At 73.1% G+C, this 24,697-nt stretch carries 24 protein-coding genes and 1 riboswitch; of the genes, 15 read left to right on the plus strand and 9 right to left on the minus strand.

All coding sequences use genetic code 11. The features are described 5' to 3' along the window. Positions 1 to 56 precede the first annotated feature (56 nt). Entirely contained in the window at positions 57 to 962 is a 906-nt protein-coding gene (locus IE258_RS01825; RefSeq protein ID WP_189737991.1) for a MarR family winged helix-turn-helix transcriptional regulator, read from the minus strand. Between the two features lie 209 nt (positions 963 to 1,171). Here IE258_RS01825 and IE258_RS01830 point away from each other — a divergent pair, with 209 nt between their 5' ends. The 5 genes from IE258_RS01830 (at position 1,172) to IE258_RS01850 (ending at position 8,457) form a co-directional block, all read left to right on the plus strand. Beyond that, complete coding sequence (locus IE258_RS01830; protein WP_189737994.1) at positions 1,172 to 2,701, plus strand: aldehyde dehydrogenase family protein; 1,530 nt, start codon at positions 1,172 to 1,174, stop codon at positions 2,699 to 2,701. A gap of 66 nt (positions 2,702 to 2,767) precedes the next feature. Continuing rightward, complete coding sequence (locus tag IE258_RS01835; protein ID WP_189737998.1) at positions 2,768 to 4,300, plus strand: GMC family oxidoreductase; 1,533 nt, start codon at positions 2,768 to 2,770, stop codon at positions 4,298 to 4,300. Beyond that, the gene (locus tag IE258_RS01840) at positions 4,297 to 5,559 is read left to right on the plus strand and encodes a quaternary amine ABC transporter ATP-binding protein (protein ID WP_189738001.1); all 1,263 of its coding nucleotides are present in this window, start codon (positions 4,297 to 4,299) and stop codon (positions 5,557 to 5,559) included. The genes IE258_RS01835 and IE258_RS01840 overlap by 4 nt, the downstream gene beginning before the upstream one ends. Then, positions 5,559 to 7,505 carry an ABC transporter permease gene (locus IE258_RS01845; RefSeq protein WP_189738004.1) on the plus strand — a complete coding sequence of 649 codons (1,947 nt, stop codon included), beginning with the start codon at positions 5,559 to 5,561 and terminating at the stop codon, positions 7,503 to 7,505. Before IE258_RS01840 ends, IE258_RS01845 begins: the two co-directional genes overlap by 1 nt. A 1-nt stretch (position 7,506) precedes the next feature. Further along, the gene (locus tag IE258_RS01850; protein WP_189738007.1) at positions 7,507 to 8,457 is read left to right on the plus strand and encodes an ABC transporter substrate-binding protein; all 951 of its coding nucleotides are present in this window, start codon (positions 7,507 to 7,509) and stop codon (positions 8,455 to 8,457) included. A gap of 3 nt (positions 8,458 to 8,460) precedes the next feature. Here IE258_RS01850 and IE258_RS01855 read toward each other — a convergent pair whose 3' ends face one another. From IE258_RS01855 to IE258_RS01865, 3 genes are read right to left on the minus strand one after another with little or no spacing between them, the layout of a single operon-like run. Continuing rightward, positions 8,461 to 9,192 carry an isocitrate lyase/PEP mutase family protein gene (locus tag IE258_RS01855; RefSeq protein ID WP_189738010.1) on the minus strand — a complete coding sequence of 244 codons (732 nt, stop codon included), beginning with the start codon at positions 9,190 to 9,192 and terminating at the stop codon, positions 8,461 to 8,463. Continuing rightward, on the minus strand, positions 9,189 to 9,635 hold the full coding sequence (locus tag IE258_RS01860; protein WP_189738013.1) for a carboxymuconolactone decarboxylase family protein: 447 nt from the start codon (positions 9,633 to 9,635) through the stop codon (positions 9,189 to 9,191). Before IE258_RS01860 ends, IE258_RS01855 begins: the two co-directional genes overlap by 4 nt. After that, positions 9,632 to 10,141: a carboxymuconolactone decarboxylase family protein gene (locus IE258_RS01865; RefSeq protein ID WP_189738016.1), complete on the minus strand. Its 510-nt coding sequence runs from the start codon at positions 10,139 to 10,141 to the stop codon at positions 9,632 to 9,634. Before IE258_RS01865 ends, IE258_RS01860 begins: the two co-directional genes overlap by 4 nt. Positions 10,142 to 10,187: 46 nt before the next feature. Here IE258_RS01865 and pdxR point away from each other — a divergent pair, with 46 nt between their 5' ends. Then, complete coding sequence (gene pdxR, locus IE258_RS01870; RefSeq protein ID WP_189738019.1) at positions 10,188 to 11,576, plus strand: MocR-like pyridoxine biosynthesis transcription factor PdxR; 1,389 nt, start codon at positions 10,188 to 10,190, stop codon at positions 11,574 to 11,576. Between the two features lie 110 nt (positions 11,577 to 11,686). Further along, positions 11,687 to 11,775, plus strand: a riboswitch (ZMP/ZTP riboswitch). A gap of 35 nt (positions 11,776 to 11,810) precedes the next feature. Beyond that, positions 11,811 to 13,262 (plus strand): glycine hydroxymethyltransferase, encoded by a 1,452-nt coding sequence (locus IE258_RS01875; RefSeq protein ID WP_189738023.1) that lies wholly within the window; start codon positions 11,811 to 11,813, stop codon positions 13,260 to 13,262. A gap of 14 nt (positions 13,263 to 13,276) precedes the next feature. Here the strand turns inward: IE258_RS01875 and IE258_RS01880 are convergent, their stop codons facing one another. After that, positions 13,277 to 13,933 carry a hypothetical protein gene (locus tag IE258_RS01880; RefSeq protein WP_189738026.1) on the minus strand — a complete coding sequence of 219 codons (657 nt, stop codon included), beginning with the start codon at positions 13,931 to 13,933 and terminating at the stop codon, positions 13,277 to 13,279. 109 nt (positions 13,934 to 14,042) lie between these two features. Between IE258_RS01880 and trpS the strand changes: the two genes are divergently transcribed. Both trpS and IE258_RS01890 read left to right on the plus strand, forming a co-directional pair. Then, positions 14,043 to 15,056 (plus strand): tryptophan--tRNA ligase, encoded by a 1,014-nt coding sequence (trpS, locus tag IE258_RS01885; RefSeq protein WP_189738029.1) that lies wholly within the window; start codon positions 14,043 to 14,045, stop codon positions 15,054 to 15,056. Between the two features lie 175 nt (positions 15,057 to 15,231). After that, entirely contained in the window at positions 15,232 to 15,810 is a 579-nt protein-coding gene (locus tag IE258_RS01890) for a 2'-5' RNA ligase family protein (protein ID WP_087807643.1), read from the plus strand. Between the two features lie 25 nt (positions 15,811 to 15,835). Here IE258_RS01890 and dprE2 read toward each other — a convergent pair whose 3' ends face one another. Both dprE2 and dprE1 read right to left on the minus strand, forming a co-directional pair. Further along, on the minus strand, positions 15,836 to 16,591 hold the full coding sequence (dprE2, locus tag IE258_RS01895) for a decaprenylphospho-beta-D-erythro-pentofuranosid-2-ulose 2-reductase (RefSeq protein ID WP_189738032.1): 756 nt from the start codon (positions 16,589 to 16,591) through the stop codon (positions 15,836 to 15,838). Between the two features lie 34 nt (positions 16,592 to 16,625). Continuing rightward, entirely contained in the window at positions 16,626 to 17,999 is a 1,374-nt protein-coding gene (dprE1, locus tag IE258_RS01900; protein ID WP_189738035.1) for a decaprenylphosphoryl-beta-D-ribose oxidase, read from the minus strand. Positions 18,000 to 18,142: 143 nt separating this feature from the next. On the opposite strand from dprE1, the gene IE258_RS01905 reads away from it, so the two are divergent. Genes IE258_RS01905 through IE258_RS01920 form a run of 4 tightly spaced genes read left to right on the plus strand, consistent with a single transcriptional unit; the run spans position 18,143 to position 21,024 of the window. Next, complete coding sequence (locus IE258_RS01905) at positions 18,143 to 18,652, plus strand: phosphatase PAP2 family protein (RefSeq protein ID WP_189738039.1); 510 nt, start codon at positions 18,143 to 18,145, stop codon at positions 18,650 to 18,652. Next, positions 18,645 to 19,613: a decaprenyl-phosphate phosphoribosyltransferase gene (locus IE258_RS01910; protein ID WP_189738042.1), complete on the plus strand. Its 969-nt coding sequence runs from the start codon at positions 18,645 to 18,647 to the stop codon at positions 19,611 to 19,613. Before IE258_RS01905 ends, IE258_RS01910 begins: the two co-directional genes overlap by 8 nt. Then, complete coding sequence (locus IE258_RS01915; protein WP_189738045.1) at positions 19,607 to 20,080, plus strand: GtrA family protein; 474 nt, start codon at positions 19,607 to 19,609, stop codon at positions 20,078 to 20,080. Before IE258_RS01910 ends, IE258_RS01915 begins: the two co-directional genes overlap by 7 nt. After that, entirely contained in the window at positions 20,068 to 21,024 is a 957-nt protein-coding gene (locus IE258_RS01920) for a YihY/virulence factor BrkB family protein (RefSeq protein WP_229891903.1), read from the plus strand. Before IE258_RS01915 ends, IE258_RS01920 begins: the two co-directional genes overlap by 13 nt. Here the strand turns inward: IE258_RS01920 and IE258_RS01925 are convergent. Continuing rightward, entirely contained in the window at positions 20,972 to 22,246 is a 1,275-nt protein-coding gene (locus tag IE258_RS01925) for a D-alanyl-D-alanine carboxypeptidase family protein (RefSeq protein WP_373309703.1), read from the minus strand. The genes IE258_RS01920 and IE258_RS01925 overlap by 53 nt on opposite strands. 91 nt (positions 22,247 to 22,337) lie before the next feature. On the opposite strand from IE258_RS01925, the gene IE258_RS41060 reads away from it, so the two are divergent. Together IE258_RS41060 and IE258_RS01930 are read left to right on the plus strand one after the other, a co-directional pair. Next, a complete protein-coding gene (locus tag IE258_RS41060) occupies positions 22,338 to 22,577 on the plus strand; it encodes an SCO4848 family membrane protein (protein ID WP_229891905.1) in 240 nt (79 codons plus the stop codon). Between the two features lie 54 nt (positions 22,578 to 22,631). Then, complete coding sequence (locus IE258_RS01930; RefSeq protein ID WP_189738048.1) at positions 22,632 to 23,942, plus strand: metallophosphoesterase; 1,311 nt, start codon at positions 22,632 to 22,634, stop codon at positions 23,940 to 23,942. Here IE258_RS01930 and IE258_RS01935 read toward each other — a convergent pair. After that, the gene (locus IE258_RS01935; protein ID WP_189738051.1) at positions 23,933 to 24,688 is read right to left on the minus strand and encodes a TetR/AcrR family transcriptional regulator; all 756 of its coding nucleotides are present in this window, start codon (positions 24,686 to 24,688) and stop codon (positions 23,933 to 23,935) included. The genes IE258_RS01930 and IE258_RS01935 overlap by 10 nt on opposite strands. Positions 24,689 to 24,697: the final 9 nt, after the last annotated feature.

The following is a 24,697-nucleotide window of genomic DNA, read 5'->3' on the forward strand; positions in this document are numbered from 1 at the left end:
CTCCGGCGGGTACGGGGCCCGTGCCCGTTCCCGGGCTCCCGACGGCCGCGTCGAGGTCAGACTCCCGGCAGCCGCTTCTCGAACCAGTGCCCGGCGTAGACGTGGTCGGAGTACGCCGGGATCTCGGTGTAACCGGCCCGCTCGTACATCGTCCGCGCCTCGGTGAGCGCGGGGTGCGTGTCGAGCCGTACGACGGCCAGGCCCCGGGCGGCGGCCTCGGCCTCCAGCGCGTCGAGCAGGCGCCGGGCCAGCCCGAGCCGCCGGGCGTCGGCGTGCACCCACACGTGCTTGATCTCGCCGACCCCGGGCTCCGTGCGCCTCAGCGCGCCGCAGCCCACCGGCCGCCCCTCCTCGTACGCGACGAGGAACGCCCCGGCGTCCCCCGACACCTCCCCGGGCCCCACGAGGTCGGCCGGGTCGAAGCCCTCGGGGAAGCGCGCGTCCAGGTCGGCGGCGTAGGCGTCCAGACAGGCGCGGGCGTCCGCGGTGCGGGCGTCGACCGGTACCACCGTGACGGCGGCCAGCCGCAGCAGGCGCTGGGCGGTGGCCACCGCGTCGGTCAGCCGCAGACGCTGGTCCGGGGCCAGCCCCCGGAGCAGCCCGGAGACCAGCACGTCGGCCCGGCGGTTCTGCTCCGCCACCTCGGCCCGCCCGGCGTCGGTCGGCTCGACCGTGCGCATCCGGCTGTCGTCCGGGTGGGTGCCCAGCCGGACCATGCCCTGTGCCTCCAGGGCCTTCACCATCCGGCTCAGGTATCCGGCGTCCAGTCCCAGGCGGGTGCGCAGATCGCGCAGCGGCACCTCGGGGCCGCGCTCGGCGGTCTCGGCGATCTCGAAGAGCAGCCGGGCCTCGCCGAGCGGCCGGTCCTGACCGAGGTAGCGGTCGTCCAGGGCGCCGATGCGGCGCGTGAAGTAGCGGTTGAAGCGCCGCAAGGCGGTGACGTCCTCCCGTACCGACTCCATATGTCGAGCCTATTGCTTGACCTCGGTCAAAGAAAACCCCCTTCCCTCCGGCCGTTTTGCCCCTCTCATCCCTTTTCTCAGTGATGCGCCGCACTTTCGACGACCGAATCGGCATGCATGCCGGGCAGTGGGGCAGGGGCTCACGGTCCCCGAGAGTGACATGCGTGTGACGCAGGGGCGTTGACCAGGAACGGAAGGCACATCCCACCATGGCGAACAGAACGGAAACCCGGACCGAGCGGGCCCACCGGACCATCCACGCGGGCGGCGAGTGGCTCGCGGCGTCCTCCGGCGCCACCCGCGAGATCCTCGATCCCGCGGACGCCCTGCCGTTCACCGTGGTCGCGGAGGGCGACGAGAAGGACACCGACCTCGCGGTGGCCGCCGCCCGGCGCGCCTTCGACGCGGGCGAGTGGCCGCACACCCCGGTCGCCGGACGCGCCGCCCTGCTCCGCCGGGTCGCCGAGCTCCTGGTGCGCGACCGCGAGGAACTCGGTCTGCTGGAGAGCCGCGACGCGGGCAAGACCGTCGAGGAGGGGCGCGTCGACATCGACTGCGTCGCCGACGCCTTCCGCTACTTCGCGGACCTGGTCGCCGGCGAGGCCCCCGGCCGGGTCGTCGACGCGGGCTCGCCCGAGGTCCACAGCGTCGTCGTGCACGAGCCGGTCGGCGTCTGCGCGATGATCACGCCCTGGAACTACCCGCTTCTCCAGGCCAGCTGGAAGGTCGCCCCGGCGCTCGCCGCCGGCAACACCTTCGTGATCAAGCCAAGCGAGATCACCCCGCTCACCACGATCGCCCTGATCGACCTGCTCGTCGAGGCCGGCCTCCCCACCGGCGTCGCGAACATCGTCACCGGCCCGGGACACACCGTCGGCGCCCGGCTCGCCGAGCACCCGGACGTCGACCTGGTCTCCTTCACCGGCGGCCTGACCAGCGGCACCAAGGTCGCCCAGGCCGCCGCCGTCACCGTCAAGAAGGTCGCCCTCGAACTCGGCGGCAAGAACCCCAACGTGGTCTTCGCCGACGCCTGCGAGACCGAGGAGGGCTTCGACACCGCCGTCGACCAGGCACTCAACGCCGCCTTCATCCACAGCGGCCAGGTCTGCTCCGCGGGCGGCCGGCTCATCGTCGAGGAGTCCGTGCGCGAACGCTTCGTCGCCGAACTCGCCCGCCGCGCCCAGAAGATCCGCCTCGGCCGCGGCACCGAGGACGGCGTCGAGTGCGGCCCGCTCGTCTCCGCCCAGCAGCGCGCCAAGACCGAGGACTACGTCGCCTCCGCCCTCGCCGAGGGTGCCGAACTGCGCTGTGGCGGCAAGCGCCCCGAGCCGTCGCCCCAGCGGCCCGAGTCCGGCTACTTCTACGAGCCGACCGTCCTCGACCACTGCCACCGCGAGATGCGGGTCGTACGGGAGGAGGTCTTCGGACCGGTCCTCACCGTCGAGACCTTCCGTACCGAGGACGAAGCCGTAGCCCTCGCGAACGACACCGAGTACGGTCTGGCCGGTGCCGTCTGGACCGCCGACGCCGGCCGGGCCCGCCGGGTCGCGGGCCGGCTGCGGCACGGCACCGTGTGGATCAACGACTTCCACCCCTACCTGCCGCAGGCGGAGTGGGGCGGCTTCGGCAAGAGCGGCGTCGGCCGCGAACTCGGCCCCGCGGGCCTGGCCGAGTACCGAGAGAGCAAGCACGTCTACCAGAACCTCGCGCCGAAGCCCGTTCGCTGGTTCGCCGGCTGACCCTCCCTCACCCGTTCTCCCGCACTCCCGTCGCACCCCGTCCCCACCCCCCTCTGGAGTACCCCCATGCCCGAAACCACCCAGGTCTACGACTACGTCGTCATCGGCGGCGGCACGGCAGGCTCGGTGATCGCCTCCCGCCTCACCGAGAACCCGGACGTCACCGTCGCCGTCATCGAGGGCGGCCCCAGTGACGTCGGCCGCGACGACGTGCTGACCCTGCGCCGCTGGATGGGCCTGCTCGGCGGCGAACTGGACTACGACTACCCCACCACCGAGCAGCCGCGCGGCAATTCGCACATCCGGCACAGCCGCGCCCGGGTCCTCGGCGGCTGCTCCTCGCACAACACCCTCATCGCCTTCAAGCCGCTGCCGTCCGACTGGGACGAGTGGGAGGCGGCCGGCGCCAAGGGCTGGGGCGCGGTGCAGATGGAGGCGTACTTCGCCCGGCTGAAGAACAACATCGTCCCGGTCGACGAGAAGGACCGCAACGCCATCGCCCGCGACTTCGTCGACTCCGCGCAGCAGACGCTTCAGGTCCCCCGCGTCGAGGGCTTCAACAAGAAGCCGTTCACCGAGGGCGTCGGCTTCTTCGACCTCGCCTACCACCCCGAGAACAACAAGCGCTCGTCGGCGTCGGTGGCCTACCTGCACCCCGTGATGGACGAGCGCCCCAACCTCACGCTCATGCTGGAGACCTGGGCGTACCGGCTCGAACTCGACGGCACCCGCGCCGAGGGCGTCCACGTCCGCACCAAGGACGGCGAGGAAATCCTGGTCAAGGCCCGCAACGAGGTCGTCCTCAGCGCCGGCGCCGTCGACTCCCCGCGCCTGCTGCTGCACTCCGGCATCGGCCCGAAGGAGCAGCTGGAGGCCCTCGGCATACCCGTGGCGCTCGACCTGCCCGGCGTCGGCGAGAACCTGCTCGACCACCCCGAGTCGGTGATCGTCTGGGAGACCAACGGCCCCATCCCGGACAACTCCGCGATGGACTCCGACGCCGGTCTGTTCGTGCGCCGCGACCCCGAACACGCGGGCCCCGACCTGATGTTCCACTTCTACCAGATCCCGTTCACGGACAACCCGGAGCGCCTCGGCTACGAGCGCCCCGAGTTCGGCGTCTCCATGACCCCGAACATCCCCAAGCCGAGGTCCCGCGGCCGCCTCTACCTGACCAGCGCCGACCCGTCCGTCAAGCCCGCCCTGGACTTCCGCTACTTCACCGACGAGGACGACTACGACGGCCGCACCCTCGTCGACGGCATCAGGATCGCCCGCGAGATCGCCCAGTCCCAGCCGCTGGCCGGCTGGCTCAAGCGCGAGGTCTGCCCCGGCCCGGACGTCACCGGCGACGAGGAGCTGAGCGAGTACGCCCGCAAGGTCGCCCACACCGTCTACCACCCGGCGGGCACCTGCAGGATGGGTGCCGCCACCGACGAGAGCGCCGTCGTCGACCCCGAGCTGCGCATCCGCGGCCTGCAGGGCATCCGCATCGCCGACGCCTCCGTCTTCCCGACCATGCCCGCCGTCAACCCGATGATCGGCGTCCTCATGGTCGGCGAGCGCGCCGTCGAGCTGATCGGCGGTGACGCCCGATGAGTACGACCCCCAAGAACACCACCACCGCGGCCGCCACCGACACCGTGTCCGAGCGACCCCCGGTCTTCTCCGTCGACGGCCTGTGGAAGGTCTTCGGCCCCAAGGCCGCCCGCGTCCCCGCCGACCCGGACCTCACCGCACTCAGCCCGGCCGAGCTGCGCTCGCGCACCGGCTGCACCGCCGCCGTCGCGGACGTCTCCTTCGACGTGCGCAAGGGCGAGGTCTTCGTCGTCATGGGCCTGTCCGGCTCCGGCAAGTCCACCCTCGTACGCTGCCTGACCCGCCTCATCGAGCCCACGGCCGGATCCATCGCCATCGACGGCGAGGACGTCCGCGCCATGGACAAGTCCCGGCTGCGTGAACTGCGCCGCCACCGTGCCGCCATGGTCTTCCAGCACTTCGGCCTGCTCCCGCACCGCACGGTCCTGGACAACGTCGCCTACGGCCTGGAGGTCCAGGGCCTGGGCCGCGCCGAGCGCCGCGAGCGCGCCGCCGCGATCGTCGCCAAGGTCGGCCTTGAGGGCCTGGAGCAGCGCCGCCCCGGCCAGCTCTCCGGCGGCCAGCGCCAGCGCGTCGGCCTCGCCCGCGCCCTCGCCGTCGACCCCGAGGTGCTGCTCTTCGACGAGCCGTTCAGCGCGCTGGACCCGCTGATCCGGCGGGACATGCAGGAGGAGGTCGTCCGGCTGCACCGCGAGGAGGGCCGCACGATGGTCTTCATCACCCACGACCTGCAGGAGGCGCTCAAGCTCGGCGACCGCATCGCCCTGATGCGCGACGGCCGCGTGGTGCAGCTCGGCACCCCGGAGGAGATCGTCGGCTCGCCCGCCGACGACTACGTGCGCGAGTTCGTCCGCGACGTCCCGCGCGAACAGGTCCTCACCGTCCGCACGGCGATGCGCCCCGCGACCTCCGCCGACGAGGCGGGCACGGGCCCGGCGATCCGCCCCGAGGCCACGGTCTCGGAGGCCATCGAGGCGGTGGCAAGGGCAGGCTCGGCAGCCCGCGTCATGGACGAGGGCCGCTGCCTGGGCGTGGTCGACGCATCCGACCTCCTGTCGGTGGTAGCGGGCACAGCCGACGCGCCCGCCGCAGCAGACGGTGCCGCAGCCGCCGCAGCTGCGGGCAGTCGTGCCGCTGGGGCGGCACGGGTGGGCGATGGGGGTCCCCCCGCGCGAGCGAAGCCGAGCGTGGGGGAGGCACCGGCCCAGCGCCGCAAGCCGACGACCCCCGCCGAGCCCACCACCGAGGAGCCGGCGTAATGGCAACGATCACCGCACCGACCTCGCAGAAGGCCGCCCCGCCGGGCATACTCACCCACCCTGCGACCCGCAAGCTCCTCGCCCTGGCCGCCCTGGCCGCCGTCCTCGTCCCCCTGGCCGTCACCCAGTGGGGCGGCGCCACCTGGCCGAGCGCGCTGACCGTCGACGTCTCCGAACCCCTCGGCAAGGCCAGCGACTGGATCATCGACAACCGCGACAGCCACCCCCTGTTCCTCTACTTCTTCGGCCACGTCAGCAACGTCGTCGTCATCGCCGTACGCGCCGTGTACCTCGCCCTCCTCGCCGTCGGCTGGGCCGGGGTCAGCGCGATCGGCGCCCTGGTCGCCTGGCGCGTGGCCGGCGTGCGGCTGGCCCTCGGCACCGCCGCCGCGTTCCTGGCCTGCGGCCTGCTCGGCATGTGGGTGCCGACGATGCAGACGCTCGCCCTGATGGTCGTGGCCGTCCTCGCCTCCGTCGTCGTCGGCGCCCTGCTGGGCCTCGCCGCGGGCCTCTCCGACCGGATGGACCGCGTCCTGCGTCCGGTGCTCGACACCATGCAGGTGCTGCCCGCCTTCGCCTACCTCCTCCCCGTCGTCCTGGTCTTCGGCATCGGCGTCCCCGCTGCCGTCCTGGCCACCGTCGTCTACGCCGCCCCGCCCATGGCCCGGCTCACCTCGCTGGGCCTGCGCGGCGCGGACAAGGAGGTCCTGGAGGCCGTCGAGTCCCTCGGCACCACCGCCCGCCAGCGCCTGCTGACCGCCCGCATCCCGCTGGCCCGCAAGGAACTCCTCCTCGGCGTCAACCAGACGATCATGATGGCGCTGTCCATGGCCGTCATCGCCTCCGTCATCGGCGCCGGCGGCCTCGGCGATCGCGTCTACCAGGCGCTCGCCTCCGTCGACGTCGGCGCGGCTCTCGCGGCCGGCATCCCGATCGTGCTGCTCGCCGTCGTCCTGGACCGCGTGACCGGCGCGGCGGGGGAGCGGCTCGGCGAGTCCGGGAGGTCCCCGGTGACCTGGCTGTACGCCCTGGTCGTCGCCGCGGCCGTCGCGCTCGCCGGGCGCCTGGCCGGCTTCCTCGACTGGCCCGACGGGTGGGAGGTGGACATCGCCGAGCCCGTCAACCGGGCCGTCGACTGGATGACCGCCCACCTGTACTCCGGTGTTCCCGTCGTCGGCGGCACCGCCGACTGGGCCGGGCACTTCACCAGCTGGGTCCTCAACCCCTTGCGCGACGGCCTCCAGTGGCTGCCCTGGTGGTCCGTACTCCTGATCGTCGCCGCCCTGGCCTGGCTGATCGGCACCTGGCGCACCGCGCTCACCGCCGTCCTCGCGATGGCCGCGATCGGCGTGCTCGGCGTGTGGGACCCGTCCCTGGACACGCTCTCGCAGGTGCTCGCCGCCGTCGCCGTGACCCTGGTCGTCGGCTTCGCCACCGGCATCGCCGCCGCCCGCAGCGACCGCTTCGAGCGCCTGCTGCGGCCCGTCCTCGACGTCTTCCAGACGATGCCGCAGTTCGTGTACCTGATCCCGGTCGTCGCCCTGTTCGGCGTGGGCCGCGCGCCCGCCGTGGCGGCAGCGGTCGTCTACGCCCTGCCCGCCGTCGTCCGCATCACCGCTCAGGGCCTGCGCCAGGTCGACCCGGCCGCCCTGGAGTCGGCCCGCTCGCTCGGCGCCACCAGCGGCCAGCAACTGCGCCAGGTCCAGCTCCCGCTGGCCCGCCCGGCCCTGCTGCTCGCCGTCAACCAGGGCGTCGTCCTGGTCCTCGCCGTCGTCATCATCGGCGGCCTGGTCGGCGGTGGCGCGCTCGGCTACCAGGTCGTCTTCGGTCTCGCCCAGGGCGACCTGGCGACCGGGCTGGTGGCGGGCGCCGCGATCGTCTGCCTCGGCCTGATGCTCGACCGCGTCACCCAGCCCACCGAACGCCGCGCGAAGAAGGGAGCCTGAGATGTCCCGCAAGCGGATCACGGTGGCCGCCGCCGTGCTGGTGCTGGCCACCGGCTGCGGCGCCGCCGACATGACCAAGCAGGCGTCCCCGTTCGCCAACGCCCAGGGCGCCAAAACCGTCACCCTGTCCGTGCAGTCCTGGGTCGGCGCCCAGGCCAACGTGGCCGTCGCCCAGTACCTGCTGGAGCACGAGCTGGGCTACCGCGTCGACACCGTCCAGGTCGACGAGGTCCCAGCCTGGGACGCGCTCAGCCAGGGCCGCGTCGACGCCATCCTGGAGGACTGGGGCCACCCCGAGCAGGAACAGCGCTACGTCCAGGACAAGAAGACCATCGCCGCGGGCGGCGACCTCGGCGTCACCGGGCACATCGGCTGGTTCGTGCCGACGTACTTCGCGAAGAAGCACCCGGACGTCACGAACTGGAAGAACCTCAACAAGTACGCCGACCTGCTGCGCACCGCGGAGAGCGGCGGCAAGGGCCAGCTCCTGGACGGCTCCCCGTCCTACGTCACCAATGACAAGGCCCTGGTGAAGAACCTGGACCTGGACTACCAGGTCGTCTTCGCCGGTTCCGAGGCCGCCCAGATCACCCAGATGCAGCAGTTCGCCAAGGAGAAGAAGCCCTTCCTGAGCTACTGGTACACCCCGCAGTGGCTGATGGAGAAGGTCCCGATGACCGAGGTGAAGCTGCCGCCGTACGAGGAGGGCTGCGACGCCGACCCGGCGAAGGTCGACTGCGCCTACCCCGTCACGCCGTTGCAGAAGTACCTCAACGCCGACTTCGCGAAGGACGGCGGCAAGGCGGCCGAGTTCCTCAGGAAGTTCAAGTGGACCACGGAGGACCAGAACCAGGTCTCCCTGATGATCGCCGAGCAGAAGATGCGGCCCGAGGAGGCCGCGAAGAAGTGGGTGGACAGCCACGAGTCCGTCTGGAAGGCGTGGCTGTCCTGACCCTCATCGCCCCGGCCGGGCGGCGAGCCGTTCCGCGTGCTCCCGCACCGCCCGCTCGGCCTGCCGCTGCAGCCCGGGCCCGAAGGTGATCCGGGTGGCCCCGAGTCCGCCGAGTTCGGCGGGCGAGGGGCCCTCACCGGGACGCGCGAGCACGTTCAACGGCCCCTGGATCCCGGCCCGCAGCAGCGGCAGTACGGCAACGGGGGCGGCGATGGGATACACGCAGTCGGCGCCCGCGGCGACGTACGCGGCGGCCCGCTCGATCGCCGCTCCCGGATCCGCCACGCCCCGGACGAACGTGTCGATCCGGGCGTTCAGGAACAGCCGGTCGCCGGCCTCCTCCCGCACCCCGGCCAGCCACTCGGCGTGCTCCGCCGGGTCCTTGAGTCCCTCCCTGGTGGAGTCCTCCAGGTTGCAGCCGACGACGCCCGTCTCCAAGAGCCGCTCCACCAGCTCCTTCGGCGGCAGGCCGTAGCCGCCCTCGACGTCCGCCGACACGGGCACGTCCACGGCGCGCACGATCCGCGCGACGGCGGCGAACATCTCGTCGGCCGGGGTCCGCCCGTCCTCGTACCCGAGCGAGGCAGCCACCCCGGCGCTCGGTGTCGCCAGCGCCGGGAACCCGGCCGCCGCGAACACCCGGGCGCTCGCGGCGTCCCAGGGACCCGGCAGGACGAGGGGGTCGTCCGGGACCCGGCCGTGGTGCAGGGCGCGGAAGGCTGCGGCGTGACTCACGGTGTGTAACCCCCTGGTGCGACCCTGCGGCTGACCATCAGCCGGTTCCAGCCGTTGATGGCGGTGATCAGCCCGATCAGATGGGCCAGTTCACCGTCTGCGAAGTGCTTGGCTGCCCCCTCGTACACCTCGTCGGACACGAAGCCGTCGGTCAGGACGGTCATCGCCTCGGTCAGCGCGAGCGCGGCCCGCTCCCGCCCGTCGTACAGGTCCTCGGCCTCCTCCCAGGCGGCGAGCAGGCCCAGGCGCTCCTCGTCCACCCCGTTCCCGCGGGCCAGCGTGAGGTGCATGTCCAGGCAGAACGCGCAGTGGTTGAGCTGCGAGGCCCGGATCATCACCAGCTCGGCGAGCACGGGGTCGCCCAGCCCCTTCTTGGCCGCCGCGCTCAGCGCCGACAGCGCCTTCCCGACCTCCCGGTCAAGGAGCTGCGTGCGTGCCGTCACGCGTGCCCGCCGGGCGTGTAGTGGCCCGGCGTCATCCGGCAGGTCACGCCGAACCGGTTCCAGGCGTTGATCGTCGTGATCGCGGCGATCAGCTGCGCCAGCTCCGGCTCGTCGAAGTGCTCGGCGGCCTTCGCGTACACCTCGTCCGGCACGAAGCCGTCGGTCAGCACGGTGACCGCCTCGGTCAGCTCGATCGCCGCCAGCTCCTTCTCCGTGTAGAAGTGCCGCGACTCCTCCCAGGCGGCCAGCTGCACGATCCGCTCCACGCTCTCACCGGCGGCGAGGGCGTCCTTGGTGTGCATGTCGAGGCAGAAGGCGCAGTGGTTGATCTGCGAGGCGCGGATCTTCACCAGTTCGTACAGCGCCGGGTCCAGCCCCCGCTTGGCGGCGGTCTCGAGCCGGATCATCGCCTTGTAGACCTCGGGCGCGTGCTGGGACCAGTTCAGCCGGACGGGTACCTCGGCGGCGAGATCCTGGGACTTCGTGTCATCGGTGTGTGTCGTCATGCCTCGACCCTAGGAAGGAAGCAGCCCAGCGGTATGGTCCATTCCCATGGCGAGATCATGGGCCACTCTCGGCGTCGACCTGCACCTCGAACCCACCGGTCCCGGCCTGCGCCGCGGCCTCACCGACGCGTTGCGCGAGGCAGTCCGCACCGGCCGGCTGGGACCCGGCACCCGGCTGCCCTCCTCCCGCGTCCTCGCCGCCGACCTCGGCATCGCCCGCAACACCGTCGCCGACGCCTACGCCGACCTCGTCGCCGAGGGCTGGCTCACCGCGCGCCAGGGCTCGGGCACCCACGTCGCCGACCGTGTCGCCGCCCCGCCGCCCGAAGCCTCGGCCCGGCGCCCCCGGGAGCCCGCCCGGCCCGTCCACGACCTGCGCCCCGGCAGCCCGGACCTCGCCAGCTTTCCGCGCGTCGAGTGGCTCAGAGCCGCCCGCCGCGCCGTCACGGCCGCCCCCAACGACGCCTTCGGCTACGGCGATCCCCGCGGCCACCCCGACCTGCGCGGCGCGCTGTCCGCCTACCTCGCCCGCGCCCGGGGCGTGCGCGCCGCCCCCGACCACCTGCTGGTCTGCGGCGGCGTCGCGCACGCCCTGGTGGTGCTGGCCGCGGTGCTGCGGGCGCGCGGCGTGCACACCGTGGCCGTCGAGTCGTACGGCCTGCACGTCCACCGCGACCTGCTCGAAGCCGCCGGTCTGCGGACCGTCCCGCTGCCCGTCGACGACCGGGGAGCCGACCCCGGGGCGCTCACGGACGCGGGCGCCGTGCTGCTCACCCCCGCCCACCAGTTCCCGACCGGCGTGCCGCTGCACCCCGACCGCCGGGCGGCCGTCGTGGACTGGGCACGCCGCACCGGCGCCCTGATCCTGGAGGACGACTACGACGGCGAGTTCCGCTACGACCGCCAGCCCGTCGGCGCCCTCCAGGGGCTCGCCCCCGACCACGTCGCCTACCTCGGCACCGCCAGCAAGTCCCTCGCCCCCGGCCTGCGACTGGCCTGGGCGGTACTCCCGCCGGGGCTCGCCGACGAGGTCACGGCGACCCGCGGCGGCTCCGACACCTGCGGCGTGCTGGAACAGCTCACGCTGGCCGAGTTCCTCGCCTCCGGGGCCTACGACCGGCACGTCCGCGCCTCCCGCCTGCGCTACCGGCGCCGCCGGGACGCCCTGGTCGCGGCCCTCGCCGGCCGGGACCCCGAGGTGCGGATCGCCGGGATCGCGGCCGGTCTGCACGCCGTACTCGGTCTGCCGCCCGGCACCGAGCAGCAGGTGCTCAGATCGGCGGCCTGGCACGGCCTGGGCCTGCACGGCCTGTCCGTCTTCCGCCACCCGAGGGCCACGACCGACCCGCTGGACGCGGTGGTCGTCGGCTACGGCACCCCGCCCGACCACGCCTGGACCGGCGCCCTGGACGCACTGTGCCGGGCGCTGCCCTAGACAGGCCCCGGTGTCCGCCGCCGACGCCGGCCGGGCCCGCGACCGGTTCGGCCGGAGCCTTTCCGCATCACGGACACCCACGGCATGCCCCCGCCCCACCCGGTAGCCTGGCCCCGGGCCGTGACTGGCGCGCTGGGATGGGACGAACCATCGGGGAGCGGCCCGGGAAGAGCATGTGCCGTGCGCCTGGGCCGTCCGTACCGTGAACGCTGACCACAACGTCCGGAGGTCCCCATGTCCGCCGAGCAGCCGCTCTCCCCCGAGTCCACCGCCTACCGCGCCGCGCTCGACGTCATCCGAGCCGTCGAGCCCCGCGTCGCCGACGCCATCGGCCAGGAGGTCGCCGACCAGCGCGAGATGCTCAAGCTGATCGCCTCGGAGAACTACGCCTCCCCGGCCACGCTGCTGGCGATGGGCAACTGGTTCAGCGACAAGTACGCCGAAGGCACCATCGGCCGCCGCTTCTACGCCGGCTGCCGCAACGTCGACACCGTCGAGTCGCTGGCCGCCGAGCACGCCCGCGAGCTGTTCGGCGCCCGCCACGCCTACGTCCAGCCGCACTCCGGCATCGACGCCAACCTGGTCGCCTTCTGGGCCGTCCTCGGCGCCCGCGTCGAGGTGCCCTTCCTGGAGAAGACCGGCGCCCGCCAGGTCAACGACCTCACCGACGCCGACTGGGCCGAGCTGCGGCAGGCGTTCGGCAACCAGCGGATGCTCGGCATGTCCCTGGACGCCGGCGGCCACCTCACCCACGGCTTCCGCCCGAACATCTCAGGAAAGATGTTCGACCAGCGCTCCTACGGCACCGACCCGGCCACCGGACTCATCGACTACGAGGCCCTGCGCGCCTCCGCCCGCGAGTTCAAGCCGCTGATCATCGTCGCGGGCTACTCCGCGTACCCCCGGCTGGTGAACTTCCGGATCATGCGCGAGATCGCCGACGAGGTCGGCGCGACGCTGATGGTCGACATGGCGCACTTCGCCGGCCTGGTCGCGGGCAAGGTGCTCACCGGCGACTACGACCCGGTCCCGCACGCCCAGATCGTCACGACGACCACGCACAAGTCGCTGCGCGGCCCGCGCGGCGGCATGGTCCTGTGCGACGACTCCCTCAAGGACCAGGTCGACCGCGGCTGCCCGATGGTGCTCGGCGGCCCGCTCCCGCACGTCATGGCCGCCAAGGCCGTCGCCCTCGCCGAGGCCCGGCAGCCCGCCTTCCAGGACTACGCCCAGCGCATCGTGGACAACGCCCGCGCGCTCGCCGAGGGCCTGACCAAGCGCGGCGCCACCCTGGTCACCGGCGGCACCGACAACCACCTCAACCTGATCGACGTGGCCTCCTCCTACGGCCTCACCGGCCGCCAGGCCGAGGCCGCGCTCCTCGACTCCGGCATCGTCACCAACCGCAACGCCATCCCCGCCGACCCGAACGGCGCCTGGTACACCTCCGGCATCCGCATCGGCACCCCGGCGCTGACCACGCGCGGCCTCGGCACCGCGGAGATGGACGAGGTCGCGGGCCTGATCGACCGCGTCCTGACCGCCACCGAGCCCGGCACCACCAAGTCCGGCGCCCCGTCCAAGGCATCCCACGTCCTCGACGCGAAGGTCGCCGACGAGATCTCGCACCGCGCCACCGACCTGGTGGCCGGATTCCCGCTGTACCCGGAGATCGACCTCGGCTGAGAGGCCGCGAGGCTCTACAGGTCGATCAGCTCCTGACGCGGCTCCCCGCGCGGCGGTCCGGTCCGGTACCGGTCCGCCGCGCGGCGGACCAGCAGCGTCCCCGCGACGCCCGCCCCGAGCCCGGCGGCGGCCCACCACACCCCGCCCGGCCCGCCGTCCTCCTCCGCGTCCCCGGCACCGTCCTTGGCGAAGAAGCCCTCGTCGGCCAGCCACGCGTAGGTGTCCTCGGGCACCCGGTGCCAGCGGATGTCGTCGTCCGCCACGTCCGGCGCCGGATCGGTGCGCACCCACGGCGTGCCGTCCCCGGCCAGGAACAGCTGGTCCTGCCGCAGCATCGCCACGTCCCCGCCCGGCGCCCGCTCCGTCTGCGGCCAGCCCCCGACACCGGTCAGCCCCCACAGCACCGTGAACCGCACCGGCGGACGGCGGTCCCGCGTCCAGTCCTCCGGCACCGGCTCGGTCCCCGAGTACGACGGGTCGAGCAGGCTCCGCAACCGGTCGAAGTCCCGCTCACCCGCGTGCCAGGACGTGGTGCGCCCCGTGCCCGTCCACACGATCACCGCCACGTCCGGATCCACCAGGGGCGCCGCACCGTCCGCCACCGCGGTCCCCGGCACCCCCGCCCACACCACCGCGACCAGCGCCGCCCCCGCTCTCGCCCACCACCGCACGCCGCACCCCCTCCGTCCCCGCCCTTGTTACACCGCCGGGCCCGGAATGGAGCCCCCCTGTTCCGAACCAGTGCCCGACCGCCCCGCGAAGCCTGAGAGAATGGTGAACATGGCCAACGATCGTCCCCGCGTGCTCTCCGGTATCCAGCCGACCTCCGGCTCGTTCCACCTCGGCAACTACCTCGGCGCCGTCCGCCAGTGGGTCGACATGCAGGACACCCACGACGCGTTCTACACGGTCGTCGACCTGCACGCGATCACGGTCCCGCAGGACCCGAAGGAACTGCGCGAGAACACCCGCGTCGCCGCCGCCCAGCTCCTCGCGGCCGGCCTCGACCCGGACCGCTGCACGCTGTTCGTGCAGAGCCACGTGCCCGAGCACGCCCAGCTCGGCTGGCTGATGAACTGCATCACCGGCTTCGGCGAGGCGTCCCGGATGACGCAGTTCAAGGACAAGTCCGCCAAGCAGGGCAACGACCGCACCACCGTCGGCCTGTTCACGTACCCGATGCTGATGGTCGCCGACATCCTGCTGTACCAGGCCGACCAGGTCCCCGTCGGCGAGGACCAGCGCCAGCACCTGGAGCTGACCCGCGACCTCGCGGACCGCTTCAACCAGACCTACGGCGACGCCTTCACCGTCCCGACCGCCCACATCCTCAAGGAGACGGCGAAGATCTACGACCTTCAGGAGCCGACCGCCAAGATGAGCAAGTCGGCGGCCAACCCGAAGGGCCTGATCAACCTCCTCGACGAGCCGAAGGCCAGCGCGAAGAAGGTGAAGAGCGCGGTCACGGACACCGACACCGTGGTCCGCTTCGACCGCGAGCACAAGCCCGGCGTCAGCAACCTGCTGACGATGTACTCCACCCTCACCGGCGCCGAGATCGCGGAGCTGGAGCAGAAGTACGAGGGCAAGGGCTACGGCGCGCTGAAGACGGACCTCGCCGACGTCGTCGTGGAGTTCGTCACCCCCTTCCGGGAGCGGACCCGCCAGTACCTGGACGACCCGGAGACGCTCGACGCGATCCTCGCCAAGGGCGCGGAGAAGGCCAGGAGCGTCGCCGCGGAGACCCTCGCCCGGGCGTACGACAGGCTGGGCTTCCTGCCCGCCAAGCACTGAACCGCGACGCCGCCCGGGGTGCCGCCGCACGCGGTGCCCCCGGCACCGTCCGTGCGCCCCGGCATGCCGCCGTAGCGCTGCACATCACTCCGGTTGCGCCTGCCCACGGCACGGCGGTGGCCGTACAGTCGATATCCGGGTGTCCGACGAAGGACACACAACGACAGGAGACGAAGTGGGGACCGTAACGATCGGCGTGTCGATCGCGGTCCCGGAGCCTCACGGCAGCAAGCTCCAGCAGCTGCGCGCGGGCTTCGGCGACGCCGCTGCTCACGGCATCCCCACGCACGTCACCCTGCTGCCGCCGACCGAGGTCGACGGCGCCGCGCTGCCCGCCGTCGAGGCGCACCTGGCGGAGGTGGCGGCGCGCGGCCGGCCCTTCCCGATGCGGCTGTCCGGCACCGGGACCTTCCGCCCGCTCTCGCCGGTCGTCTTCGTCCAGGTGGTCGAGGGCGCGGCGGCCTGCTCCTGGCTGCAGAAGCGGGTGCGCGACGCGTCCGGCCCCGTCCCCCGCGAACTGCAGTTCCCCTACCACCCGCACGTCACCGTGGCGCACGGCATCGAGGAGGCGGCGATGGACCGCGCCTACGAGGAGCTGTCCGACTACGAGGCCCAGTGGCCCTGCACCGGCTTCGCGCTGTACGAGCAGGGCCCGGACGCGGTGTGGCGCAAGCTGCGCGAGTTCCCCTTCGGCAGCGCCACGGTGCCCCCGCAGGCCGGACGTGTGGAGAGCGGCACCCTGCCCACCCGCTAGCCGGGGAGGGCCGGGGCCGCGCGCCTCACACCGGCAGCCGCCGGAAGACGGTCCGCGGCAGGTGCCGCAGGGCCGACATCACCACCCGCAGCGCACCCGGCACCCACACCGTCTCCGAGCGCCGCCGCAGCCCCAGCTCGATCGCCGTGGCGACCGCCTCGGGCGTCGTGGCGAGCGGCGCCTCCGCCATCCCCTCGGTCATCCGCGACCGCACGAACCCTGGCCGTACGACCATGACGTGCACGCCCGTGCCGTGCAGCGCGTCGCCCAGGCCCTGCGCGAAGGCGTCCAGGCCCGCCTTGCTGGAGCCGTAGATGAAGTTGGCGCGGCGGGCCCGCTCACCGGCCACGGAGGAGAGCACCACCAGCGAGCCGTGCCCCTGCGCCTGCAGGGAGCGGGCGGCGACCAGCCCGGCCGAGACGGCACCGGTGTAGTTGGTCTGCGCCACCCGCACCGCGTTCAGCGGCTCGCGCTCGTCGTGCGCCTGGTCGCCCAGGATGCCGAAGGCCAGCAGCACCAGGTCGATGTCGCCCTCGGCGAACACCTTGCCGAGCGCCGCCTCGTGGGACTCGGGGTCCAGTGCGTCGAAGGCGGCCGTGCGCACCTCGGCGCCGAGGCCGCGCAGCTCCTCGGCGGCCGCCTCCAGGGCGGGGGAGGGGCGCCCGGCCAGCCACACCGTACGGGTGCGGCGGGCCACCAGACGGCGCACGGTGGCGAGCGCGATCTCGGACGTACCGCCGAGGACGAGGAGGGACTGGGGGAGGCCGAAGGCGTCCTTCACGGCTGCTCCAGACAGGTCGGGGTGGCGGGGGGCGTCAGAGGGCGAGGCGGCGGGCCAGGTCGGACACGAACACCCCGCGCGGGTCCAGCTCCGCGCGCAGGGCGCGGAAGTCGTCCAGGCGGGGGTACATCGCGGCGAGCAGTTCCGGGCGCAGCCGGGAGTCCTTGGCGAGGTAGACCCGGCCGCCCGCGTGAGCGACCTCCTCGTCCAGCTCGTCCAGGAACGCGCCGAGCCCCGGCAGGCCCGCCGGGATGTCCAGGGCGAGGGTCCAGCCCGGCACGGGGAAGGAGAGCCAGCCCGGGTCGGCCTCGCCGAAGCGCTTGAGGACGGCCAGGAAGGAGGGGCAGCGGCGGGCGGAGATGCGCCGCACGATCGAGCGCAGGGCCTCCTCCCGGCCGTGCCCGACGACGAACTGGTACTGCACGAAACCCCCGCGGCCGTAGACCCGGTTCCAGTGCGGGACGCCGTCCAGCGGGTGGAAGAAGGTGGAGATCCGCTGGAGCCTGCCCCGGCTGCACCGGGGGGCCTTGCGGTACCAGACCTCGTTGAACAGGCCCACCGTGGTCCGGCCGAGCAGTCCGTCCGGCACCAGGTCGGGGGCGGCCGGCAGGCGGGAGGTGCGGAAGGCCAGCGGCGCGCGCCGGGCGCGGGAGCGGGCGGGCAGCGCGTCCAGCGGGGCGTGGTCGCCGCGTGTGAGCACCGCGCGGCCGGTCGCCCGGCCGCGCGCGAGGAGGTCGATCCAGGCGACCGAGTAGCGGTAGCGGTGGTCGGTGGCGGTCAGCCGGGTCATCAGGTCGTCCAGGTCGCCGGCCCGCTCGGTGTCGACCGACATCAGCGCCGTCTCGACCGGCTGGAGCCGCAGCGTCGCGGTGAGGATCACCCCGGTCAGCCCCATGCCGCCCGCGGTCGCCTCGAACAGCGGCGTGCCCGGGGTGACGGTACGGACCCGGCCGTCGGCGGTGAGCAGCTCCAGGGAGAGCACGTGCCGCGTGAAGGACCCCGACACGTGGTGGTTCTTGCCGTGGATGTCCGCGCCGATCGCCCCGCCGACCGTCACATAGCGGGTGCCGGGCGTCACCGGCACGAACCAGCCGAGCGGCAGCAGGACCTCCATCAGCCGGTGCAGGGAGACACCCGCGTCGCACAGCACGGTGCCGCCCGCGACGTCGACCGCGTGCACGCGGTCCAGGGCCGTCATGTCGAGCACGGCACCCCCCGCGTTCTGCGCCGCGTCCCCGTACGCCCGCCCGAGCCCCCGCGCGACGGCGCCGCGGACCCCGCAGTCCCGGACGGCGACGGCCGCCTCCTCGTACGTCCGCGGACGCACGACGAGCGCTCCGGTGGGCGCCGTACGGCCCCAGCCGGTGACGGTGCCCCAGTCGGCGTCGGGAACGGTGTCGGCAGACATGGCGGTGACCGTATCGCCCCTGTCCGTCCCTGTGTGAAGGATTGGTTCCAGAACATTCGGAGCATCCCTGAAACGGGTGATTAATGGTATGTCGCTCCGGTGTGCCCGCCCTCCCGTGCCACGGGCGTGGACAGTGAGTCCACATGGACGACCTCGACGACATGGACCACCGGATCGTCAGCGCGCTCAGGGCCTGCGGAACCGACCCGCGCGTGGCCGGCGCCGCGCGCGCCCTGTCCTGGGCCGGGGAGCACGGGGCGCTGTGGCTCGCGGCGGGCCTCACCGCGGCCGCCGTGGACCCGCCGCGGCGCACGGCCTGGCTGCGCGGCACCGCGCTCACCGCGGGCGCCCACGTCGTCAGCATGGGCGTGAAGCGGGTCGTGCGCCGCCCCCGCCCCGCGCACGTCGTCCCCCTGGTGCGCACCGCCGGCCGGCACTCCTTCCCCAGCTCCCACGCCACCTCGGCCGCCGCGGCCGCCGTCGTCTTCGGGGCGCTCGGGGTGCGTGCCGCCTGGCCGCTCGCCGCCGCCGTGTGCGCCTCCCGGCTGGTCGTCGGCGTCCACTACCCCACGGACGTCGCGGCGGGCGCCGCCCTGGGCGCGCTCACCGCCCGGCTCGGCGCCGACTGGATGCGCGGAGGCACCCGTGACTGACACGGCCGTCACCGACACCGCCGTCCTGCGCCAACGCGGCCCCGAACAGCAGCGGGAGCCCGACCCGCCGCGCCGCGCGAGACGGATCTCGGCCGGGCTGCTGCGCACCGCACGCCCCCGCCAGTGGGTCAAGAACGTCCTGGTCGTCGCCGCCCCGGCCGCCGCCGGCGAGCTGTTCTCCGCGCCCGCGCTGGGCCGGCTCGCCCTGGTCTTCGTCCTGTTCACCGCCTCCGCCGCCGCCGTCTACCTCGTCAACGACGCCCGGGACGCCGAGGCCGACCGCGCCCACCCCGTCAAACGGCACCGCCCGGTCGCCGCCGGAGACGTCCCGGTGCCGCTCGCCTACGCCGTCGGAGGCGTCCTGGGCGTCCTGGCGCCCGCCCTCGCCGCCTGGCTGTGCCCCCCGCCCGTCGCGGCCCTGCTGACCGCCTACCTCGCCATGCAACTGGCGTACTGCGTCAGCCTCAAGCACGTCCTGGTCGTCGACCTCGCCGTCGTCACCACCGGCTTCCTGATGCGCGCGATGATCGGCGGGCTCGCGCTCGGCATCCCGCTGTCGCGCTGGTTCCTCATCACGACCGGCTTCGGCGCCCTGTTCATGGTCGCCGCCAAGCGCTACTCGGAAGCCGTGCAGATGGCCGGGAAGCAGGGCGCCACGCGCGCGCTGCTCACCGAGTACACCACCGGCTACCTGCGCTTCGTCTGGCAGCTCGCCGCCGGGGTCGCCGTCCTCGGCTACTGCCTGTGGGCCATGGAGGAGGGCGGCGTCCCGCACACCAGCGTGCTGCCCTGGCGCCAGCTCTCCATGATCGCCTTCGTCCTCGCCGTGCTGCGCTACGCCGTCTTCGCCGACCGCGGCACCGCGGGCGAACCCGAGGACGTCGTCCTGCGCGACCGCGCCCTCGCGCTGATCGGCGTGGTCTGGCTCGCGATGTACGGCCTGGCGGTGGCCAATTGGTAGCCGACCGGCGCGAACTGCTGGGCTTCGCCGGTGTCGGTCTGCTCGCCTACGCCGTCGACCTCGGCCTCTTCACCTGGCTGCGCGGCCCGGCCGGTCTCGGCCCGCTCACCGCCAAGACGCTCTCCTTCGTCGCCGGGTGCTCGGTCGCCTACGCGGGCAACGCGCTGGGCACCTACCGCCACCTCGGCCGCCCCCGGGGCCTGCGCCCCTACGCGGTGTTCTTCGCCGTGAACGCCGCGGGCGCCGCCGTACAACTGCTCTGCCTGGCCGTCAGCCACTACGGGCTCGGCCTCACCTCGCAGCGCGCCGACACGGTCTCCGGCGCCGGCGTCGGCATGCTCCTGGGCACGATCCTGCGCTTCTGGGGCACAAGGACACTGGTCTTCCGGTCCACGGCCGGATCCGGAGACCGGTCTGGATCATGGAACGGGACGAACGGGGGCAGGGTCGGATCATGGACTGGCTGAAGAAGCTCCCCGTCGTGGGACCGTGGATCGCCCGCCTGATGACCACGCACGCGTGGCGCTCCTACGAGCGGCTCGACCGGGTGAAGTGGTCGAGGCTGGCCGCAGCCATGACCTTCACCAGCTTCGTCGCGCTCTTCCCGCTGCTGAGCCTGGCCGCCGCCGTCGCCGCCGCCACGCTGAACAAGCAGCAGCAGGACAAGCTCCAGGACAAGCTCGCCGAGCAGATCCCCGGCATCTCCGACCAGCTGAACATCCAGGGCCTCGTCGACAACGCCGGCACCGTCGGAGTGATCTCCGCGCTCCTGCTGCTGTTCACCGGCATGGGCTGGATCGAGGCCACGAGGGGCTGTCTGCGCGCCGTCTGGGAACTGCCCGACGAGGAGGAGAACCCGGTCCTGCACCGGGCCAAGGACGCGGGCGTCCTCGTCGGCCTCGGCGGCGCGCTGCTGATCACGGTCGGCATCTCCACCGTCGCCTCGGCGCTGGTCGGCTGGATCATCCGCACGATCGGCCTCGCCCAGGGCGGGGTCGGCGGCGTCCTGCTCTACGTCGCCGCCTTCGCCGTCGCCGTGCTCGCCGACTTCCTGCTGCTGCTGTACGTGCTGACCCTGCTGCCCGGCGTCCAGCCCGAGCGCCGCCGCCTGGTGGTCGCCGCGCTGATCGGCGCGGTCGGCTTCGAACTGCTGAAGCTGCTGCTCAGCGGCTACATCCAGGGCGTCGCGGCGAAGAGCATGTACGGCGCCTTCGGCGTCCCCGTCGCCCTGCTGCTGTGGATCAACTTCACCGCGAAGCTGGTGCTGTTCTGCGCCGCCTGGACCGCGACCGGCAGCAAGGCGCAGGAGCTGGGCGAGGAGGGCGCCGGAAACGACGGCGGCACGGGCGGCCCGGACGTCAAGGACGGGTCCGGCGGCGGACCAGGTCCGGCAGCGGCCACCTCCGGTTGACCAGGAACGCGCCGCCCGCGAGCAGCACCAGCACCCCCGCGGTGATGCCGGCCGCGATCCCGACCCCACCGGCCCCGTGCGCGGTCGAGGCGCCCGCCACCGGCTTCGTGCCCGCCGCGCCCTTCCCGGTGCCGCCGGCCTCACCGGAGGCCCCCGCCGAGGGGCTCGCCTGAGTGGCGCTCCTCGGCCCCACCAGCTCTCCCACCGGCCGCACCTTGCCGGCCGCCGCGAAACCCCAGTCGAGCAGGCGGGCGGTCTCCTTGTAGACCTCGTTGTGCTCGTCCTTCGCCGGGTTCATCACGGTGACGAGCAGCACCCGGCCGCCGCGCTCGGCGACACCCGTGAAAGTGGAACCCGCGTTGGTGGTGTTGCCGTTCTTCACGCCCGCGATGCCGGGGTAGACCTCGACGTCGGAGTCACCGGCCAGGAGCCGGTTGGTGTTCTGGATCTCGAAGGACTCGCGGGACGTCTTGCCCTTCTTGTTCTTCGTGGTCTCGCCGGGGAACTTCGCGCGGACCGTCGAGGCGTACTCGCGGAAGTCCTTCTTCTGCAGACCCGAACGGGCGAACAGCGTCAGGTCGTACGCGGACGACACCTGCCCCGGCATGTCGTAGCCGTCGGGGCTGACCGCGGTGGTGTCGAGGGCCTGCAGTTCCTCGGCGTGCGCGTTCATGTCCTCGACGGTCTGCTCGACGCCGTCGTTCATCGCCGACAGCACGTGCACCGCGTCGTTGCCGGACCGCAGGAAGACCCCGAGCCACAGGTCGTGGACGGTGTAGGTCTCGCCCTCCTTGATGCCGACCATGCTGGACCCGGAGCCGATGCCCGCGAGGTCGGAGGGCTCGACCTTGTGCTTCGTCGTCTTGGGCCACTTCGGCAGCAGCGTGTCCGCGAACAGCATCTTCAGGGTGCTCGCCGGGGCCAGCCGCCAGTGCGCGTTGTGCGCGGCCAGTACGTCGCCCGACTCGGCGTCCGCGACGATCCACGAACGGGCGGTGAGGTCCTTGGGCAGCACGGGCGCCCCGCCCGCCAGCTCCACCTGCGTCCCGGGCTTGCCGAGCCGTGCGCCGCCCACGATCGACATCGCCGCCGGCGGAGTGGCCGACGGACTCGTCGACGGGCTCGGTGCGGCGAGCGCGGCGGGGGAGAGGAGGGCGAGAGCGGTCAGGGCGGCGGAGGTGGCCGTCAGGGATCGCCTGAGGGCCTTCTTGGGAGCGGGCACGAGCGGAAACGTACCGTCCGCGAGCGGCGCCTTCCCACCCCCCTCCCCACCCCGGGCACGGATCCGGACAGCGTGCGGCGATACTGAAACCATGAAGCTCAGCCGCCCCGTCTCCTGGTTCCTGCTCGCTTTCGGGGTGTGGAGCTGGATCATCTGGATCACTTTCGTCAAAAACCTGGTCAAGGACGGCAGCGGGCTCGCCTTCGAGGACGGCGACCCCACGGCGTACTTCTGGGTGCACCTGCTGCTCGCGATCGTCTCCTTCGTATTGGGGACGGTCGTCGGGGTCATCGGGTTGCGCGGGGTGCGCGCACTGCGCCGAACGCCATAGGCGACGAGGACGTCACGGACGCCCTGGGCGTCACAACCGAGGGGATACGACGGCATGGTGGTCGTCTTCGTGCTGGTCGCGTTGTTGATGGTGGGCGTCCTGGTGACGGCCAACTGGTACGTGTGGCGGCGCCTGTTCCGCGACACGACCCGCGCTCCAGGACCCGTGCGCCGGATCGGCGCGGCGGTGATCGCCGGGGGCTGGCTGCTGGCCGTCGGCGCGCTGGTCGCCGAGCGCGCGGGCGCGCCGTTCTGGCTCCAGCGGGTCCTCGCCTGGCCGGGCTTCCTGTGGCTGGCCCTGTCGATCTACCTGCTGCTCGCGGTGCTCGCGGGCGAGGTCGTCCGGCCGCTGCTGCGACGGTTCCTGGAGCGCCGGGCGGCCGCGCGGCGGACGGCCGGGGCGGAGCAGCCGGCGGCGTCCCCGGCCGCGGACCCGCAGCGCATACCGGCCGGGACGGCCCCGCCGAAGGAGCCCGAGGCGTCCGAGGCACCCGGGACAGCGGGTACCGAGGCGCCGTCCCAGGGCAGCCCCCTCGCCGTCCCCTCCCGCCGCCTCTTCGTCTCCCGCGTCGTCGCCGGCGCCGCCGCCGCGGCGGCCGTCGGGACGGTCGGCTACGGCACGTACGGCGTGCTGAACGGACCGAGCGTGAAGCGGGTCACCGTGCCGCTGGCCAGGCTCCCGCGCGCGGCGCACGGCTTCCGCATCGCCGTGGTCAGCGACATCCACCTCGGCCCGGTGCTCGGCCGGGGCTTCGCGCAGAAGGTCGTCGACACGATCAACTCCACGCAGCCCGACCTGATCGCCGTCGTCGGCGACCTCGTCGACGGCAGCGTGAAGGACCTCGGCCCGGCCGCCGCCCCGCTGGCCCAGCTCGAGGCGCGGCACGGTGCGTACTTCGTCACCGGCAACCACGAGTACTTCTCCGGCGCCGAGCAGTGGGTCGCCGAGGTGCGGCGGCTCGGGCTGATCCCGCTGGAGAACGCCCGCACCGAGCTGCCCCACTTCGACCTGGCCGGCGTCAACGACGTGGCGGGCGAGGACGAGGGCCAGGGCCCCGACTACGAACGGGCCCTCGGCGACCGGGACCGCTCCCGCGCCTGCGTGCTGCTCGCCCACCAGCCGGTGCAGATCCACGACGCCGTCGACCACGGCGTCGACCTCCAGCTCTCCGGCCACACCCACGGCGGCCAGCTCTGGCCGGGCAACCTCATCGCGGGCGCCGCCAACCCGACGCTGGCGGGCCTGGAGCGCTACGGCGACACCCAGCTCTACGTCAGCCGCGGCGCGGGCGCCTGGGGCCCTCCCACGCGCGTGGGGGCGCCCTCGGACATCACGGTGATCCAGCTGGCGTCCCGTCAGGCCTGAGGACCGGAATCCCGCGTCGGCTTCTTCGCGGGGTCCGGCATCATCCTCGTCATCCCCGGCAGGAAGTCCGTGAACAGCTCGTGCACCTCGCGCACCAGCGGGCGCAGCACCCGGAAGCGGGCCAGCACGACGCCCCGCGCGGTGAGCCGGGCGCCGCGCTCGGCGAGGCGGTAGCTGCGCTCGCGGCCCTCGGTGCGGTCGAAGATCCAGTACAGGACGAGGCCCATCTGGGACAGCCACATCAGCTCGGGCAGGATGTCCCGCAGGTCCTCGGGCACCTTGGTCTTCGCCCCGGCGAGCACCGCGCGGTGGATGCTGATGGCCTCCACGCGCGCGTGCTCCGACTCCGGGGAGAAGGGGCTGAGCGGGCTGTCCGGGTCGGCGGCGTTCTTGAAGAACTGCACCGCGAACTCGTGGTACGGCGTGGCGATGTCCAGCCAGACCTTCAGCACGCCCGCCAGCCGGGCCTCCAGGTCGGTCTCCTTGGCCAGCACCTCGCGGACCGCCGCCCGGTGCTCGGCGGCGATCCGGTCGTAGAAGCCCTGGATCAGGTGCTCCTTGCCGGCGAAGTAGTAGTACGCGTTGCCGACGGAGACCCCGGCCTCCTGGGCGATGGCCCGCATCGTGGTCCGGTCGTAACCGCGTTCCTGGAACAGCCGCATGGCCGTCTCCAGGATCAGCGCGCGGGTCTGCTCGGACTTGCTGAGGTGGGCACCGTCGTCGGGGCCGTCGTGGGTCGCAGGCACGGGTCCAGA

It is taken from the genome of Streptomyces tendae, from assembly GCF_014650435.1.
Taxonomy (GTDB): Bacteria; Actinomycetota; Actinomycetes; order Streptomycetales; family Streptomycetaceae; genus Streptomyces; species Streptomyces tendae.

Bases quoted from the DNA above. Each gene is read 5' to 3' on its own strand.
- IE258_RS01875 (WP_189738023.1), top strand. From the start codon at position 11,811: ATGTCCGCCGAGCAGCCGCTCTCCCCCGAGTCCACCGCCTACCGCGCC.
- pdxR (WP_189738019.1), top strand. From the start codon at position 10,188: ATGGCGAGATCATGGGCCACTCTCGGCGTCGACCTGCACCTCGAACCC.
- IE258_RS01830 (WP_189737994.1), top strand. From the start codon at position 1,172: ATGGCGAACAGAACGGAAACCCGGACCGAGCGGGCCCACCGGACCATC.
- dprE1 (WP_189738035.1), bottom strand. From the start codon at position 17,999: ATGTCTGCCGACACCGTTCCCGACGCCGACTGGGGCACCGTCACCGGC.
- IE258_RS01825 (WP_189737991.1), bottom strand. From the start codon at position 962: ATGGAGTCGGTACGGGAGGACGTCACCGCCTTGCGGCGCTTCAACCGC.
- IE258_RS01930 (WP_189738048.1), top strand. From the start codon at position 22,632: ATGGTGGTCGTCTTCGTGCTGGTCGCGTTGTTGATGGTGGGCGTCCTG.
- trpS (WP_189738029.1), top strand. From the start codon at position 14,043: ATGGCCAACGATCGTCCCCGCGTGCTCTCCGGTATCCAGCCGACCTCC.
- IE258_RS01905 (WP_189738039.1), top strand. From the start codon at position 18,143: ATGGACGACCTCGACGACATGGACCACCGGATCGTCAGCGCGCTCAGG.
- IE258_RS01865 (WP_189738016.1), bottom strand. From the start codon at position 10,141: ATGACGACACACACCGATGACACGAAGTCCCAGGATCTCGCCGCCGAG.
- IE258_RS01840 (WP_189738001.1), top strand. From the start codon at position 4,297: ATGAGTACGACCCCCAAGAACACCACCACCGCGGCCGCCACCGACACC.
- IE258_RS01845 (WP_189738004.1), top strand. From the start codon at position 5,559: ATGGCAACGATCACCGCACCGACCTCGCAGAAGGCCGCCCCGCCGGGC.
- IE258_RS41060 (WP_229891905.1), top strand. From the start codon at position 22,338: ATGAAGCTCAGCCGCCCCGTCTCCTGGTTCCTGCTCGCTTTCGGGGTG.
- IE258_RS01850 (WP_189738007.1), top strand. From the start codon at position 7,507: ATGTCCCGCAAGCGGATCACGGTGGCCGCCGCCGTGCTGGTGCTGGCC.
- IE258_RS01835 (WP_189737998.1), top strand. From the start codon at position 2,768: ATGCCCGAAACCACCCAGGTCTACGACTACGTCGTCATCGGCGGCGGC.
- IE258_RS01920 (WP_229891903.1), top strand. From the start codon at position 20,068: ATGGACTGGCTGAAGAAGCTCCCCGTCGTGGGACCGTGGATCGCCCGC.